The sequence below is a fragment of the Pseudomonas sp. QC2 genome, from assembly GCF_002859085.1.
In the GTDB taxonomy this organism is placed as follows: Bacteria; Pseudomonadota; Gammaproteobacteria; order Pseudomonadales; family Pseudomonadaceae; genus Aquipseudomonas; species Aquipseudomonas petroselini.
The window spans coordinates 68303-83228 of the sequence record NZ_PKKS01000014.1; the positions used below are offsets into that span (position 1 = coordinate 68303).

Annotated in this window: 15 protein-coding genes and 1 pseudogene; 12 read left to right on the plus strand and 4 right to left on the minus strand. The window is 56.5% G+C overall.

Annotated elements, in window-relative coordinates:
* Window positions 1-2 precede the first annotated feature (2 nt).
* Both QCBJ_RS13365 and QCBJ_RS13370 read left to right on the plus strand, forming a co-directional pair.
* Entirely contained in the window at window positions 3-755 is a 753-nt protein-coding gene (locus QCBJ_RS13365) for a phage minor tail protein L (RefSeq protein ID WP_102060998.1), read from the plus strand.
* A 2-nt stretch (window positions 756-757) separates the two neighbouring features.
* Window positions 758-1522 carry a C40 family peptidase gene (locus QCBJ_RS13370; RefSeq protein WP_102060999.1) on the plus strand — a complete coding sequence of 255 codons (765 nt, stop codon included), beginning with the start codon at window positions 758-760 and terminating at the stop codon, window positions 1520-1522.
* Between the two features lie 93 nt (window positions 1523-1615).
* Here QCBJ_RS13370 and QCBJ_RS13375 read toward each other — a convergent pair whose 3' ends face one another.
* Window positions 1616-1861, minus strand: a complete 246-nt coding sequence (locus QCBJ_RS13375; RefSeq protein ID WP_145994229.1) for a hypothetical protein — start codon at window positions 1859-1861, stop codon at window positions 1616-1618.
* Window positions 1862-2066: 205 nt separating this feature from the next.
* Between QCBJ_RS13375 and QCBJ_RS13380 the strand changes: the two genes are divergently transcribed.
* From QCBJ_RS13380 to QCBJ_RS13430, 10 genes and pseudogenes are all read left to right on the plus strand, one after another.
* Window positions 2067-2363, plus strand: coding sequence for a hypothetical protein (locus QCBJ_RS13380; protein WP_102061001.1), 297 nt, complete (start codon window positions 2067-2069; stop codon window positions 2361-2363).
* An 89-nt stretch (window positions 2364-2452) separates the two neighbouring features.
* Window positions 2453-2875: a hypothetical protein gene (locus tag QCBJ_RS13385; protein WP_102061002.1), complete on the plus strand. Its 423-nt coding sequence runs from the start codon at window positions 2453-2455 to the stop codon at window positions 2873-2875.
* Between the two features lie 55 nt (window positions 2876-2930).
* Window positions 2931-3524 (plus strand): tail assembly protein, encoded by a 594-nt coding sequence (locus QCBJ_RS13390; RefSeq protein ID WP_102061003.1) that lies wholly within the window; start codon window positions 2931-2933, stop codon window positions 3522-3524.
* 58 nt (window positions 3525-3582) lie between these two features.
* On the plus strand, window positions 3583-7146 hold the full coding sequence (locus tag QCBJ_RS13395; protein WP_102061004.1) for a phage tail protein: 3564 nt from the start codon (window positions 3583-3585) through the stop codon (window positions 7144-7146).
* A 341-nt stretch (window positions 7147-7487) separates the two neighbouring features.
* Window positions 7488-8117 carry a hypothetical protein gene (locus tag QCBJ_RS13405; RefSeq protein WP_102061005.1) on the plus strand — a complete coding sequence of 210 codons (630 nt, stop codon included), beginning with the start codon at window positions 7488-7490 and terminating at the stop codon, window positions 8115-8117.
* A gap of 9 nt (window positions 8118-8126) precedes the next feature.
* A pseudogene (locus QCBJ_RS13410) lies at window positions 8127-8395 on the plus strand (hypothetical protein); the annotation flags it as partial.
* A gap of 970 nt (window positions 8396-9365) precedes the next feature.
* Window positions 9366-9740: a hypothetical protein gene (locus QCBJ_RS30385; RefSeq protein ID WP_256581506.1), complete on the plus strand. Its 375-nt coding sequence runs from the start codon at window positions 9366-9368 to the stop codon at window positions 9738-9740.
* A gap of 58 nt (window positions 9741-9798) precedes the next feature.
* Window positions 9799-10332, plus strand: a complete 534-nt coding sequence (locus tag QCBJ_RS13420; RefSeq protein WP_102061006.1) for a glycoside hydrolase family 19 protein — start codon at window positions 9799-9801, stop codon at window positions 10330-10332.
* Window positions 10329-10844 (plus strand): DUF2514 family protein, encoded by a 516-nt coding sequence (locus QCBJ_RS13425; RefSeq protein WP_102061007.1) that lies wholly within the window; start codon window positions 10329-10331, stop codon window positions 10842-10844. Before QCBJ_RS13420 ends, QCBJ_RS13425 begins: the two co-directional genes overlap by 4 nt.
* 129 nt (window positions 10845-10973) lie before the next feature.
* Window positions 10974-12275 (plus strand): hypothetical protein, encoded by a 1302-nt coding sequence (locus QCBJ_RS13430; protein ID WP_102061008.1) that lies wholly within the window; start codon window positions 10974-10976, stop codon window positions 12273-12275.
* A 141-nt stretch (window positions 12276-12416) separates the two neighbouring features.
* Here QCBJ_RS13430 and QCBJ_RS13435 read toward each other — a convergent pair whose 3' ends face one another.
* The 3 genes from QCBJ_RS13435 to QCBJ_RS13445 all read right to left on the minus strand — a co-directional run bounded on the left by QCBJ_RS13435 (window position 12417) and on the right by QCBJ_RS13445 (window position 14366).
* Entirely contained in the window at window positions 12417-12605 is a 189-nt protein-coding gene (locus tag QCBJ_RS13435) for a hypothetical protein (RefSeq protein ID WP_102061009.1), read from the minus strand.
* A 79-nt stretch (window positions 12606-12684) separates the two neighbouring features.
* Window positions 12685-13089: a hypothetical protein gene (locus tag QCBJ_RS13440; RefSeq protein ID WP_256581507.1), complete on the minus strand. Its 405-nt coding sequence runs from the start codon at window positions 13087-13089 to the stop codon at window positions 12685-12687.
* A 101-nt stretch (window positions 13090-13190) separates the two neighbouring features.
* Window positions 13191-14366, minus strand: coding sequence for a tyrosine-type recombinase/integrase (locus QCBJ_RS13445; RefSeq protein ID WP_102061010.1), 1176 nt, complete (start codon window positions 14364-14366; stop codon window positions 13191-13193).
* Between the last annotated feature and the right edge of the window lie 560 nt (window positions 14367-14926).

The window sequence follows — 14926 nt, forward strand, 5'->3', positions numbered from 1 at the left end:
CCATGGCACTTATCACGGACATCCAGAAACTGGAGCCCGGCGGCGAGATTCGCCTGTTTGAAATTGATGGGACTGAATACGGCGCCGATTACCTTCGCTTCCACGGTCACGCCATCCCGCACACGCCAGAAGAATTGCTGGCCTATGAGGGCTCGGAAGAGGACCTGCCCGCCAAGTCGATTATCTGGCAGGGGCATGAGTACGCAGCCTGGCCGGTGCAGATTGAGGGTATTTCCTCCAGCAGCGACGGCACCGCCTCTAGGCCGACTTTTGCGGCCGGCAACGTCAACGGGCGCGTCACAGCGTTGTGCCTGGCCTTCGAGGACATGCTCAAGTTCAAGCTGACGGTTCGCGAGACCCTGGCCCAGTACCTGGACGCGGCTAACTTCCCTGAGGGCAACCCAACTGCTGACCCAACCCAGGAAGCGCTGGAGATCTGGTACATCGACCAGAAAACCAGCGAGGACGGCGAGGCGGTGGTGTGGGAGCTGTCTTCCCCGGGTGAGATCGATAACCACGGGCTGCCTGGCCGGCAGATGACGACCTTCTGCCATTGGGCCATGACCAATGGCTACCGGGGACCTGATTGCGGCTATACCGGTGCAGCGATGTTCGACGACGAGGACAACCCTACGGATGACCCGGCCCTGGACCAGTGCAAGGGCTGCCTGTCGTCCTGCAAGTTGCGCTTCGGCGAGAACAACGAACTGTCCTTCGGTGGATTTCCCGCCGTTTCCCTGATCGCCCGGAGCTGAGCATGCGTAAGTACATCATCGCGGCCATCCAGGCGCACGCGGCGGCCCAGTATCCGAATGAATGTTGCGGCCTGCTGCTGGCCGTCGGTCGAAAGCAGAAGTACTTCCCGTGCCGAAACATCGCCACGGAGCCGAGCGAAGAGTTCAGGCTCGATCCCGAGGACTACGCCGCGGCGGAAGATTTAGGCGAAGTGATCGGCATCGTTCACTCACACCCGGACGCCACCAGCAGGCCGTCACCGCATGACTTGGCCATGTGCGAGGCTACGGCCTTGCCCTGGCACATTCTGTCGTGGCCCGAGGGCGACATGCGCACGATCACGCCAACGGGCAGCACGCCGCTGCTCAAGCGCCCGTTCGTGCATGGGGCCTGGGATTGCTGGCAGGTGTGCGCTGATTGGTACGCCCGCGAGTGGGGTTTGGAGTTCGAGCCATTCCAGCGCGCCGATGGCTGGTGGGAGAGTGCGGAGAACGCAAGCCTGTACGAGCAGCACTACGAGGCGGCCGGGTTTGTGCGCGTAGACCGACCGCAGCGCGGTGACATGATCGTTATGCAGGTTGGCCGGACGGTTCACCCGAATCACGCCGGGATTTACCTGGGCACTGATCCGGCACTTCCTGGCGAAGAGTCGGGCGTGTACGGCCCCGGCCCGTTCCTGCTGCACCACCTGTACGGCAGGCCGTCCGAGATCATCGTCTACGGCGGCCCTTGGCATGACCGAACGTGCCTGATCCTCAGTCACAAAGATGCAAGAAAACCAAGATGACGCGGCATGGCCGCAGGAGTAACTGATGAAAGGTGTAATTGAGTCTGAAGCGAAAACCGCCAGTGGCGAGCCAGTCTGGCGGCTTACCAAGGGTTAATTGCCTTTGTTTTCCAGCAGTTTTTCGATGTCTGCCACGCTTCTTTGTACAACGCTCAGTGGCCATTCATAGGCGTCGAAATCGTCGCCGTCACTGCATCCTCTGGCTGGTATGTCGACGAAAAACTTAGCCGCAGCGTCGAGCGCAGAGCTGTCAAACCCAGGTGATTTTTTCAGAGCGTAAGTTAGGGATGCCAAGGCCATCAGCACCCCATTCTCGAAAGGCTTTATCTCGTATGCCACATTGACCTCCAGGTCATAAACGCGCCGATATTGGCGCAACCCCAGTCCTTGGGCTTGCAGGCGTAGGACTGAGGGAATCCTTGCATGAAGGCATGAGGCTACTATCGGAGCGCGGCGAGGCGTTACTGAGGATTCGTACAGCTAGACGCCCATCGGGCGAGGGCCGTATATTGGATTTAAATCCACCAGTATCGAGGTTAATTCAATGGGTTATGGTAGTGATTTGATGGTGGAGCAGGCTGAGGAAGAGGCCGAGGAGAACCGCGAAAAGTGGATTCGTTCCCAATCTCGTCTCGGCGTGATGAGTACAGACGATCTCCAGCAGCTCTACCACGAGATGCAAAACGACAGATATTCGGGGGATGCGGATATGGAGTTTAGTGACCCCACTATCAATGATCGCCTCGCCTCCCTGAACCAGGCGCGTGCGGATCTAAACGCCAAGAGACGAGCTAAGCGTGCAGCAAAAAAAAATCAAGAAGACGACTTGATCGAATATTAGTCTCTGCTTCGAGGCCCGGCCCAGCGCCGGGCTTTTTTGCATCTGCACGTCCCAGTGCTACAGTCCCGCCAAACCAAAGAGGGAACGACATGCGGATTTTGATAGCGGCGGTAGCGGTGGCGGTTCTGGCGGGATGTGCGTCTTCCGCAATTTCAGTGCGTGACGCGAAGCCGGTGCCTGCGGATGAGGTGTATGCATTCCAGTCCAAGCCAGCCGGTGAAAGCGGAAAAATCACCGTGGTGCGCGACTCCGGCGCGGTCGGCTCTGGTTGCGACATTGTTGTTTATGTCGACGGCCGCAGGGCTGCAAAAATCGGTACTGGTCAGCGAGCTACATTCTACCTTCCGCCGGGATCGCCAAATCTCGGCGCCGGCCTAGCGGGCTCAGGCTTGTGCGCAGGCGCCGCAATTCGAACCATCGCGGCTACGGTGCAGTCAGGCAAGGAAAGCCTATATCGAATCAGCGGAGATATGGCCGGCTTCTACATTGGCCCCTATGTCGACTACAACTGAAAGACGAAAATCATAAAACCGCCTCCGGGCGGTTTTTTATTGCCCGGAGAAAAAGATGCAGGTGTCAGCGATCAACTACCAACCAATGACTACCGTTCGACTGCATGGACAGCTACGTCAGTTCGGGAAGTCCTTCAGACTTGCGGTAAAGTCACCGGCCGAGGCCATCAAGGCGCTGTGTATCCAGATTCCCGGCTTCGAGAGGTTCCTATCGAACGCCAAGTCGCGAGGTCTGGAGTTCGCAGTCTTTCGCGATAAGCGCAATATCGGCGAGAAAGAGCTGAGCTACAGCGGCGCCGGCGACATTCGGATTGCTCCTGTGGTGGTGGGTAGCAAGCGTGGCGGGATCCTTCAGACCATCGTCGGCGCGATCCTGATTGTTGTCGGGGTTATTTTCTCGGCAACTCCGTTCGGCACCCCGTTAATTGGAGCGGGTATCGGACTGGTCGCCGGCGGCTTTATCCAGATGCTCAGCCCGCAGGCCGGCGGCCTGAAGACCAGCGCGGCACCAGAGAACACCCCCGGCTATGCCTTCGGCAGCGCCAAGAACACCACTGCCTCCGGCAATCCTGTGTCGCTGTGTGCCGGCCGCCGGCGCTGGGGTGGCGCGATCATCAGTGCCGCCATTTACGCCGAAGACCAGATGTAGCCAACACCCGAAAACTGAATCCGCCCAAGAGGCGGTTTTTTTATGCCTGGAGAAAAGCATGGGCGCAGCACGCAAGATCGATGTTTATGGCGCCAAGGGCGGTTCCGAGAAGCCTAAAACCCCAACCGAGGCACCAGACAGCCTGCGCTCCGTCGCCATTGCGAAAATGCTTATTGCTGTGGGTGAGGGCGAGTTTGACGGTGCTCCTACCGCCAAGGACATCTTTCTCGACAACACGCCGCTGCAAGACCCGCAGGGGAACATGAACTTCCCGAACGTTAAGTGGGAGTGGCGCAGCGGGGCTGTGGACCAGTCCTATATCCAGGGCATCCCATCGGTCGAGAACGAAACAACCATCAGCACCGAGCTGCGCAGCGGCACGCCATGGGTTCGAGCGATCACCAATACCCAGCTCTCAGCTGTACGGGTGCGTTTTGCCTGGCCTGCGCTCCAATCGGTGGACTCCGGCGGCAACATCAACGGTTACGCGATCGGCTATAAGGTCGAGCTGGCAACGGATGGTGGGACGTACCAGGAGGTTTTGAACGAGGCCGTGTCCGGCAAGACCACCAGCCTGTACGAGCGAACCCGGCGAATCAATCTGCCGCGCGCGACAACCGGGTGGCTGTTGCGCATCACTCGACTGACTGCAAACCAGAACAACAATAAAATCTCCGACACCATGCAGATTGCCGGCTTCACTGAGGTGATCGACGCCAAGATCCGGTATCCGAACACCGCGCTGCTTTACATCGAGTTTTCTGCGGAACAGTTCCGCAGCATCCCAGCAGTGACGATCGAGTGCGATGGTCGGAAATGGCAGGTGCCGAGCAACTACGACACCAGGTCGCGCACCTACACGGGCGTCTGGGACGGAACGTTCAAAGAGGCCTGGACCGACAACCCTGTTTGGCACAATTACGGCATAACCACGAACGACCGTTTCGGCCTTGGCCGTCGTATCAAGCCGTGGATGGTGGACAAGTGGGAGCTGTACCGGATCTCGCAGTATTGCGACCAGCTGGTGCCGGACGGAAAGGGCGGCATGGAGCCGCGCTTCACCTGCAACCTGAACCTGCAAAGCAAGGCCGACGCCTGGTCACTACTGCGCGATATCTCGGCGATCTACCGCGGCATGACCTACTGGGCTCAAGGCCAAGTATTCACGCTGTCGGACATGCCGCGCGCCACCGACTTCGACTTCGCGTACACCCGGGCGAACGTGATCGATGGCAAGTTCACTTACTCCAGCGCATCGGAACGCACTCGTTACAGCCGCGCGCTGGTCAGCTACGACAATCCGCTGAACAACTACGACACCGATGTCACTGCTGTGACTGACGCCAAACTACAACGGCGCTACGGCGACAACCCGTTGGAGATCAGCGCAATTGGTTGCGACCGTGAGTCGGAGGCCCAGCGCCGTGGTAAGTGGGCGCTGCTCACGAACTCGAAGGACCGGGCTGTCACCTTCAAGGTCGGCCTCGATGGGCGCATCCCGCTCCCTGGCTACGTGATCCCGATCGCTGACGAATTGCTTGCTGGCCGGCCGGTCGGCGGGCGCATCTCGGCGGTGAGCGGCAAGGTCATCACCCTGGACCGCGACACCCAAGCCAAGCCCGGCGACAGGCTGATCCTCAACCTGCCTGACGGAAAGTGCGAGGGCCGTACCGTGCAACTGGTCAGTGGCCGGCAGGTCACCGTGACCGTGGCTTATTCCGTGCCGCCGGAGCGTGAACTCGTGTGGGCGCTGGATGCTGACGACCTGGCCATCCCGCTTTATCGTGTCGTAAGCGTGGCCCGGCCGGAGCCAGGCGTGTTTGAAATCTCGGCCGTTCAGTACGACCCGAGCAAGTTCGATCACATCGACACCGGCGCCCGGCTGGAAGAGCGGCCAATCAGTGTTGTGCCGATCACCGTCGTTCCGGCGCCGGCGAGTGTCGACATCACTTCGAACTACTCCGTTGACCAGGGCCTGGCTATCAGCACCATGAATATCTCATGGCCTGCCGTGGCTGGCGCTGTCGCCTATGACGTGGAGTGGCGCAAGGACAGCGGCAACTGGATCAAGCTTCAGCGCACGGGCGCGACAAGCGTTGACGTCACCGGAATTTACTCGGGCGCCTACGTGGCCCGCGTTCGGTCGGTGAGCGCCTTCGAGATATCTTCCATCTGGAAGAGTTCCAACCTGACGAACTTGGAAGGGAAGGTCGGCTTGCCGCCGGCGGTGGCGTTTCTGTCCACCACCAGCGAACTGTTCGGCATCGGCATTCAGTGGGGTTTCCCTGCTGGCGCTGAGGATGCCCAGCGCACCGAGTTGTGGTATGGCCAGGCCAATGACCTGTCAGTGGCCACCAAGCTGGCCGACCTGGCGCACCCCCAGGCGAATTACAGCATGCAGGCGCTCCAGGCCGGCACGCAGTTCTTCTTCTGGGCGCGCCTTGTGGACCGCACCGGCAACGTGGGGCCGTTCTATCCGGTCGGAAACGGCGTGATGGGTATGGCGAGCGCCGATGCGGCGCCAGTGCTGGACTTGATCGCCGGGCAGATCGGCCGCACGGAGCTTGGCCAGGACATCGTCGACGAAATCGACAAGATTCCAGGCCTGCAGGCGCAGATCGATGCGCTCGATGGCCTGTCTGCCTATGACCCTGACTCGGTCTACGCCGAGGGCGACCTGGTGGTGGTCGGCAAGCGGATCTATCAGGCGACCCAGTTGGTGCCGGTGGATACCTCGCCGCCGAACGCCGCGTATTGGGTGGACGTGGGCCAGTTGCTGGTCACGGCAAACGGGCTGGCGCGTCAGGTAGAGCTCAACACCACCAGCATCACCGAGTTGGATGGTGTGGTCACGGCCCAGGCGTCGAGCCTCCAGGCCTTGCAATCGGCCTACAGGGACGACACCGGCGAGGGTGATCTTGCTGACGCGCTCCAGGGCTACAACGCCTCGGCAAGTTTCGCGCAGGAAGTGAAAACGCGTGCCTCGCAGAACGAGGCCATGGTGCAGCGGCAGACGGAACTCACCGCTTCGGTGGGCGATGTCGCCGGCAGCGTGACTGATCTGGAAAGCGTTGTGATCACCGACCGCGAAGCAACCGCCCAGGCCATCCAGCAGATCGGCGTGAAGATCGACGACAACTCGGCGGACATTCAGACGGTGAGCCAGGCCCAAGCCGACACCGATGGCAAGCTCTCGACAATGTGGTCCGTGAAAATGCGCCTAAATCAAAACGGCCAGTACGTCGCAGCATCTGTTGGGCTCGGTATTGAGAACGTGGACGGTGAGTTGCAAAGCCAGTTCTTGGTGAGCGCGGACACCTTCGCGGTCGTGAACGAAATCAACGGGGTTCTTTCGTCGCCATTCACGGTGCAGAACGGGCAGGTCTTCATGCGCTCGGCCTTCATCCAGGACGGCAGCATCACCATGCTGAAAATTGGAGAGGCGCTGCAGTCGGATGACTTCACTGCGGGAGTAAAGGGATGGCGCCTCGATAAGGCAGGCAATCTTGAGTTCAACGGCCCAGCGCCCGGCGGTGGCCGGCTGACCATGACGAACCGCGCTATCAAGGTCTACGACGAAAACAACGTTAAGAGGGTCCAACTTGGAGATCTAACTGCATGAGCTTCGGCATGAGGATATGGGGGCCAACAGGGAAGTTGGAACTGGATGAGAACTCCTTCACCGTAAGGATCATTTATTCAGGCGTTGTCGCGTTCATCACGGGAGGGAACCGGTACATCAATATTTCTATCCCTGGAGTTTCGCCGTCAACACACTCCGCAATCTGCATTCCGATTGGTGCATACCCCCAAGATCCAAACGCTCAGAACAACTATGCGGTTCAGTACGAGCCGGCGGTTTACTCTGGTGGCGTGACTGTATGGTTTGGGAATCGGACTGGAGCGGTGAATGCCATTAACGGACTTGGCCCTCAGAGGCTATTGGTTATGAAGGATAGGTAGATGACATTTGGTTTGACGTTTACCAACAATAACGACGTGGTTACGCTCGACTCTGAATTCTCTAGGCTGGTGATTGTGCAGTCTGGGAGATACTCGGGCGGCGCCGCGTTCTCCCCAGCCATCACTACTGCCGAGCCTCCCCTGGTTTTCGTGCGCCCGGACGGAACGACGACTTTCCAGTACACAACTATCAGTGGCGGCCCTGGAAACTGGACTGGCTTTTCATTCTTGTCGGCTGGATCTGGCAATTACTTTTGTGCTGCGTTCAAGTCACGCGAGCTTGCAACATATGGGCTTAGGCTGTGGGACGGCGAAGCGAATCTGCTATTTGATAGCGGAACGCCTTGCGCTCAGTTCACACGCACGATAACCAGCTGGACATATACAGGTTCAAGTCAAACAGGGCAGGGCACAACTAAGTCGAATTGGACTGCTTATTCGCCGCTGGATACCGGCGACTACATGCTAGTTAATAACATCGGCATGGATGTTGGTGGTAATTCGACGAGAGCAGCAAAGCTTTATGTTGTTTGGAATTACGGTAATAACAGGCTTGAGCCTTACATTATAGGTGTAAATAACTCGGTCAACTTCTTCATTCCCATCGTGTTTGCCAAGCCTATTTCTTAGGGGATTTATATGACCTGGTATAAAACAGGCACAGTTTCTGTGACGCCTGGAAGCAATGCCGTGCTCGGAACAGGAACATCCTTCATTGCCAACTCGCGCGTTGGCGATGCCTTCCGCGGGCCTGAACGGTGAGTGGTATGAAGTAACCAACATCGCCAGCGATACGGCCCTGTCGATCGCACCAGATTACCAGGGCGCAGAAGTGTCGGCAGGTGCTTACTCGCTGGCGCCGATGCAGGGTTACGTCAAAGATTCGGCTGACGCTCTGCGGGCAGCCACACAGGTGATCGCCAGCGGTGTTGCTGACATGCAGGAGCAAGTGGCGGCTGCAACCGAAGCGGCAACGTCTGCCGGCCAGTCCAAGACGGCTGCAACTGAGCAGGCGGTTATCGCAACCGCTGCTGCGGAAGTATCCACTGACAGCAAGGACGCTGCTCAACTGGCCGCTCAGCAAAGCCAGGGCTCGGCACAGACATCTGGTGTGGCGGCTGAACGATCGGAAACAGCCAGGGATTCGATTATTCAATCCGAACAGGCAGCCGCGGCCTCAGCAGCAGCCGCGGCTGATTCTGCTGAGCAGGCGGAAGCTGTCACTGTGGGCAAAGCTGCCAGCGGCGACAACAACGACATTACTTCACTGCGCGCGCTTACTGCTGATGGTTTTGACAGGGTCAGGCAGGGGCTGGCGCCACTCGTGGGTGCAACGGCAAGTGTCGCAGGCGTGAAGGGTTTGGTTCCGGCTCCATCAATCGCTGACCGGCTGAAAGTTTTGAGTGGCGCAGGTAGTTGGGTTGCTCTTCCAACAGGCGCAGCCTGGGGCTCAATTAATGGAACCCTATCTGCCCAGACGGACTTGAAAGCGGCCCTTGATGCCAAGTTGGACGCATCTCTGGTTGGATTCGCTTATGCATACCCAAACGGCGGCTCGGAAGCATCGCCAGCGAATATTTCCGCCAATCAGCGTTATATAGTTGCTAACCCATTTCTAGGTAAACCGGTGGTTTGTGTGGTCGAGGTTCTTTATGCGGGTAACTGGGGCGACCCAGCTTGGGCTTCATTCCCGAGTAATTCGAACTATGGTGCCCGTGCCGGGCAGTTAACCAACTCTGCTGATGGCACGGACGTTCTAATTGTTAAAACTGGCGTTAATGCCGTTCTTATTGCCGGTGAAGCTGGATCGCCTCATTCGAGCGCGCCATCAGCTGGAACGGCATTGCCTGCTCGGGTCAAAGTCTGGAGGTTAAGGGGATGAAGTACTACGCGGAGCCTGGGCAAAACTTGCAGATGGTCGACGATACTGATTTTGGGTGCCCACCCGGATGGATTGAGATGTTGGATGCACGGCCAGAGGACGAAGACACTTTAGACTACACCGCACAGATGGATGGGACCTGGAAAATCACCAAGGACACGCTAAAGGCAAAATTGGTGCCTATCGAAAATGCCTGGCGTGAAAGCGAAATGCCCAAGGCCCAGCAGAACGTCACTGCCATAGAGTACGGAGAGGAAGATATTCCAGGCACCGCCCAGCAATGGCAAAAGTACTGGCTGGCCCTGCGCAAGTGGACTGCCGATAATCCCAACTTTCCCGACAGCAGCAAGCGCCCAGTAGCGCCAAGCTGATCTGCTACCGAATACTGATGCCCGCCATGAGCGGGTTTTTTATTGCCTGGAGAAAGCCATGCCGATCAGCGAGCAGCAGTTGCTGCAGATCCTACCGAACGCCGGTCGCAATGCCGGCGTTTTTGTTCCTGCTCTAAACAACGGCATGAACCGCTACGGCATCGTGGGCACCGCGCGCGCCGCGGCATTCATTGCCCAGATCGGACATGAGTCCGGCCAGTTGCGTTGGGTTCGCGAGATCTGGGGGCCCACGGCGCAGCAGGCCGGATACGAAGGGCGCGCCGACTTGGGCAACACCGTCAAGGGCGACGGCTACAAGTATCGCGGTCGTGGCCTGATCCAGATCACCGGACGCGCGAACTATGCGGCGTGCGGGGAAGCGCTGGACCTGGACTTGATCGGCAAGCCGGAGTTGCTTGAGCTGCCCCAGCACGCGGCGATGTCGGCTGCCTGGTTCTGGTCGACTAAGGGCTTGAACACGCTGGCGGATCAAGTTGAGTTCGTGAAGATCACCCGGCGAATCAACGGCGGGATAAATGGGTTGGTCGAGCGCGTTGCCTTCTATAACGCTGCGCTGAAGGTGCTGACATGAGAGCGATCTGGCTGAAAGCCGTTCCGTTTATAGCAGCAGTGCTGCTGGCCTTTGGTGCGCTGTACGGCGTCTACCACCATGGGGTGTCTGTCACCAACGACGACTGGCAGGTCAAGTGGAGTGATCGCGATACCGCCGATGCGAAGGCAAAAACAGAAAACGAGGCCGCCGAGCGCGCCAAAGAACAGGCCTGGCAACTCAAACTCGACAAGGTGACGGAAGATGGACAGCATGCGATTGATCAAGCGACTGGTGATGCTGTTGCCGCTCGCGCTTCTGCTGACAGCCTGCGCGGGGCGGCAGACGGCCTTGCCGCTCGACTCGCAGCCAGTCAAGCCGGCGGCCATTCCTGCACTGCCGCAGCAAGCGCGGCAGCTTCCCGTGCCGTCATGGTGCTTGCCGACGTGCTCAAGCGCTCTGATGAGATATCGGGCGATCTGGCAGGGTATGCTGATCAAAGCAGGGCCCGAGGAGTGACATGCGTTCAAGCTTATGATGCACTCGCAAGGTGAGCCTACCTAGTATGGTTTGAACTCTTTTAGGCGTGGATGTATCGAAAGCAGGTACAATTACCTGCCCTTGATGATCAAAAAAGTCATAAGGCCTGGATGCTCAATATGACTACCCCAAAGAGCCAACTCATGATCGACGCACAAAATACCAACTTTCGCCATGGTCTTGGAGACTGGCGCTTATATTTAGCTGTTTCACTCCTAGTTATTGCATCTGTGCCACTGCAGATTTTTGCAGTTCCGGGGTTTGAAGTTACTCCTGCCTTGGTTTTGGCGCCGCTGGGATTGTTGCTGTTTAAATCGGATGACAAGCTTAGTCTGTCAGTGATTTTGTTTATGGCGTTCTCTGGGGTTTTAGCCCTGATAGGAACGACAGGGCATGACGGTATTTCTAGAAACTTATTGGGGGCGGCTAGCTTTACCAGTGGCGCCCCTTACTTCCTTGTTGGTATGTTGCTCGCAAATAGGCTGTTCGCATTGGAACGGCTATGCCAGCTTTTTATTCCTTCTGCGATATTGATGGTGTGTGTTTTTCTTGCGGATATTTATATTTTTAATGGTGACTTGTTAAAGGTTTCTAGCTATAGCTCTATATCTTATGTGTCTAATGAAAGCTCGTTTATAGATTCATTTTTTCCTTTTTACGGAAAGTATGCAGTTATAACACTTGCTACGATTGTTATGTTGGTGGGTTGTTTGTCGTTAGCAGCTACGCAATCGTTCGGTAAGAAGGTCGTTTCAATAGCTGTTTTACTCTGTTCCACGACTCTTATTTTTATTTCTTTTAGCCTATGGACTCGGCAAGTAATGCTTGGCATTGTGATTTTTTATATTGCTCTGATAGCGCTGGCATTTAATAGAAGAGAGACATGGATATCTATCGCATTCTTTTTGGCACTCCTCGTGCCATGGGCTTCTGGTATGATTAATGAATCCAGAGCGCCTAGCGAAGGCGTCAACGCTTCGTCTTTTGGCATATATAAAATGTTTCGCGCATTTGGAAACATACAAAGCGGAAATCTTGACGATTTATCTACTGGGCGCATGGCCATTTATCGTGAAGCAATTGATAAGATCAATCCGGAAATATTTGTCGCTGGGTGCGGATTCTGTAACCTAAAAGATGTGATGGGATTTCAGTTCTCTAGCCTGCACAATGTTTTTATGACGGCCGTATATAAGGGTGGGATATTCTACGCTTTGGTTTATTGCGGCACGGCGTTCGTGTCTCTTATTCTTCTATGGTTTTTTAAGAAAAGCTTCGCTAGAGACGTGGTTATGGCTGCTGTCGCGTCCATTGCATTGCAGGGTGCTGTAAACGATACCCTATACTTTCAGGTTGTGCCGGCGATTCTTTTTGCGATCGCCGGTTTTTGCGCAGTTAATTATTGTGTGCGTGGTAGCTCAAGATTGCCGCCCTTGCAAAGTTAGATAATGCAGCCATTGGGGGTGGTAAAATCAAGAGTTGCTCAAGAATGTTACCTAGCCAAGACCATATACTTATGAGCTTGGTTGGGGCGCTAATTTTTATATCAATCTAGACTCCAATAAATATTATTTGCTGTGGAGTGTCTACTCGAAAAGGGCGATGAGCGCGAGAACTGTGCAGAATAGGAGAGAAACAAATGTCGCAAATAATCCAATGTGAAGTACCTGATTTGCCATGTCGCGATAAAGATTTACCTTTTTCGTTTCGCCTTCGGTATTCTTTTCAAGCTCTGAATTAATTTTTTCTACCATGATCGTCAAAGCTTTCGCCATGAATCCTTTCTGTCGTGAGCGCCGAAGTTTACTGGTTGTGGCAGTCGGCGCAAGGCGAATGTTTCAATTGGTTTACAATTCACTGGGGATTGCATCGGGTTGCAGCATGCTCGTCTGATTCGCTCTTGATAGGGGCAAGCGACAGCTTCTTTTCAAGCAGTAGCCGCTGATTCTCCCTGAACAGGTGGTCGCGCTGCTCGGCGACCAGGTGAAGGCTTCGGATCTTCTCATTCAATTGCGAGTTGTCCAGATTGAGCTCTGCAACCTGGGAAAGCGCCTTTTTGAGCGATGCGTCGGCGGTTGCTTTTCCGGTGGCGAGCAGGTCATTCATCTGCACCAGGCCGGCTATATTGGCCCGTGCCTTGCGCAACATGGCCTCGGTTTGGATCAGCTCGTCCTCGAGCAGCGCGCACTGGTGCTGATACATTTCCAGGGGCGTAGGGCAGCCAAGCCACGCCGAGGTGTCTTCGTCGATGTCGTTCATGATTTCTCAACCCAAATACTGTATGCGCATACAGTAATCGAGGTATGGCTGATTTGGGAGTGATGTTCGTCGGCAGGGCGCCGGGGATGGCGCTGTGCCACTCATGAATTAATCGTGATGAGGTCCGCCCACTCCTGCATCATCGGCCTACGCTGCTCCAGGTAGGAGGCGTGGTTGTAAACATCACGGATAATGCTGGCGTCTGCATGCGCGAGTTGTCGCTCTATCCAGTCGCGATTATATCCCCTGTGGTTCATCTCGGTAGAGAACAGGTGTCTGAATCCATGCGGCGACTGTATTCCCGTGAGCCCACAGGAATCCATGACGTTGTTGGCGTAGTTGGTCCCGATCGGTGCGGTGGTGCTGTTGCGGTTGATGAACACGTACCGCTTGTCGCCGGTGATGGGGAGCATGCTCTCGAGTATGGCGATGGCCTGTGTCGATAGCGGGACTGTGTGATCCCTCCGCATCTTCATTTTCGCGGCAGGCGTGGTCCATATCGCTGCGTCCAGATCGATTTCCGACCATTCGGCGTGTCGGACCTCACCCGGACGAGAAGCGGTGTAGATCATCAACATCATCGCGGCTTTCAGCTGTTGGCCTGACGCGCAGTCGCGGATCGCCACCATAATCCTGGGCATTTCGCTGAACGGAAGGAATGGGTGCGGCTTGTGCTGGCCCATCTTCTCGGTCACAGCGTGCATCTCGGCGGTGGGATTCGCCTCAATGACGCCAGTAGCGATGGCATAGCTGAACACCTGGCTCATGCGCTGACGGACCTTCACGGCAGTGGCTACCGATCCCCGCTTTTCCACCCGGCGAATCAGCGCAATGACATCGGCGCGCTTGATAGCGTCGATCTGCCGATCGCCAAGCGTAGGTAGAACATCCAGCGCCATGGCATTGCTGATCACCCTGTAGGTGCCCGGCGAAATGCTCCCCTTCCTGAATGCCAGCCATTCGTCATAGACGCGACGGAAGGTTTGCCCGCCTGCCGCGATCATCCCGGCTTTCTTTTCCCTTCTTGAATCGCGCGGATCTACTCCGTTCGCGATGTCCTCTCGCGCCTCGTCTCTGCGTGCGCGCGCTTCCTTAAGGCCTGTCTCCGGGTAAGTCCCGATCGAGATGCGCACCTGCTTTCCAAGCCAAGTAAATCGAAAATGCCAACTCTTAACGCCGCTTTGCGCTACGTAGAGTGAAAGGCCAAGAGAGTCAGGGATGGTGTATCCCTTTTCCCTGGGCTTTGCCTGCTTGGCTGCTGTGTCCGTGAGTGCCACTAGTACATTGCTCCGTGCGTTGAATTTTTGATGTACTGGATAATGTACTAACTATTTTGCATTGGGAAGGTATTGAGTGGTACGCGGTGATACGCCTAACGTTATGACTTGCGGGCGCTCATGGAGATAATGATTCGAGGTGGTTCTTGGTGGGAGGCAACCGTGGAATTCTTGAAGATTTCCACAGTGTTTTCAGCTCGGTCGGTGTCTGGCAGGCGGCGAGTTTAACAGCTTGATCCCTTGGCGCGCATACCGTCCCTCGCTGTATAGGTATCTACACGACTCGGGGTATGGCGCTGGACCTGTGTTGAGGGAGCTTGCTCCCGCCGGCGGCCTGACAGCCGAGCGCCATCTAACGGTTAGGCTGCGATCCAAATGTGGGAGGGGGCTTGCCCCCGATAGCGGTGTGTCAGTCGATTCATCAGGTGACTGATTCAGCACCATCGGGGCCTTGGTATCTACACAATTCTGGGTATGACGCTGGACCTGTGGCGAGGGAGCTTGCTCCCGCCGGCGGCCTGGTAGACGATCAGGATGTTGGATCAGACCGGGTACATATC

Bases quoted from the DNA above. Each gene is read 5' to 3' on its own strand.
- QCBJ_RS13365 (WP_102060998.1), top strand. From the start codon at position 3: ATGGCACTTATCACGGACATCCAGAAACTGGAGCCCGGCGGCGAGATT.
- QCBJ_RS13370 (WP_102060999.1), top strand. From the start codon at position 758: ATGCGTAAGTACATCATCGCGGCCATCCAGGCGCACGCGGCGGCCCAG.
- QCBJ_RS13380 (WP_102061001.1), top strand. From the start codon at position 2,067: ATGGGTTATGGTAGTGATTTGATGGTGGAGCAGGCTGAGGAAGAGGCC.
- QCBJ_RS13385 (WP_102061002.1), top strand. From the start codon at position 2,453: ATGCGGATTTTGATAGCGGCGGTAGCGGTGGCGGTTCTGGCGGGATGT.
- QCBJ_RS13390 (WP_102061003.1), top strand. From the start codon at position 2,931: ATGCAGGTGTCAGCGATCAACTACCAACCAATGACTACCGTTCGACTG.
- QCBJ_RS13395 (WP_102061004.1), top strand. From the start codon at position 3,583: ATGGGCGCAGCACGCAAGATCGATGTTTATGGCGCCAAGGGCGGTTCC.
- QCBJ_RS13405 (WP_102061005.1), top strand. From the start codon at position 7,488: ATGACATTTGGTTTGACGTTTACCAACAATAACGACGTGGTTACGCTC.
- QCBJ_RS30385 (WP_256581506.1), top strand. From the start codon at position 9,366: ATGAAGTACTACGCGGAGCCTGGGCAAAACTTGCAGATGGTCGACGAT.
- QCBJ_RS13420 (WP_102061006.1), top strand. From the start codon at position 9,799: ATGCCGATCAGCGAGCAGCAGTTGCTGCAGATCCTACCGAACGCCGGT.
- QCBJ_RS13425 (WP_102061007.1), top strand. From the start codon at position 10,329: ATGAGAGCGATCTGGCTGAAAGCCGTTCCGTTTATAGCAGCAGTGCTG.
- QCBJ_RS13430 (WP_102061008.1), top strand. From the start codon at position 10,974: ATGATCGACGCACAAAATACCAACTTTCGCCATGGTCTTGGAGACTGG.
- QCBJ_RS13435 (WP_102061009.1), bottom strand. From the start codon at position 12,605: ATGGCGAAAGCTTTGACGATCATGGTAGAAAAAATTAATTCAGAGCTT.
- QCBJ_RS13440 (WP_256581507.1), bottom strand. From the start codon at position 13,089: ATGAACGACATCGACGAAGACACCTCGGCGTGGCTTGGCTGCCCTACG.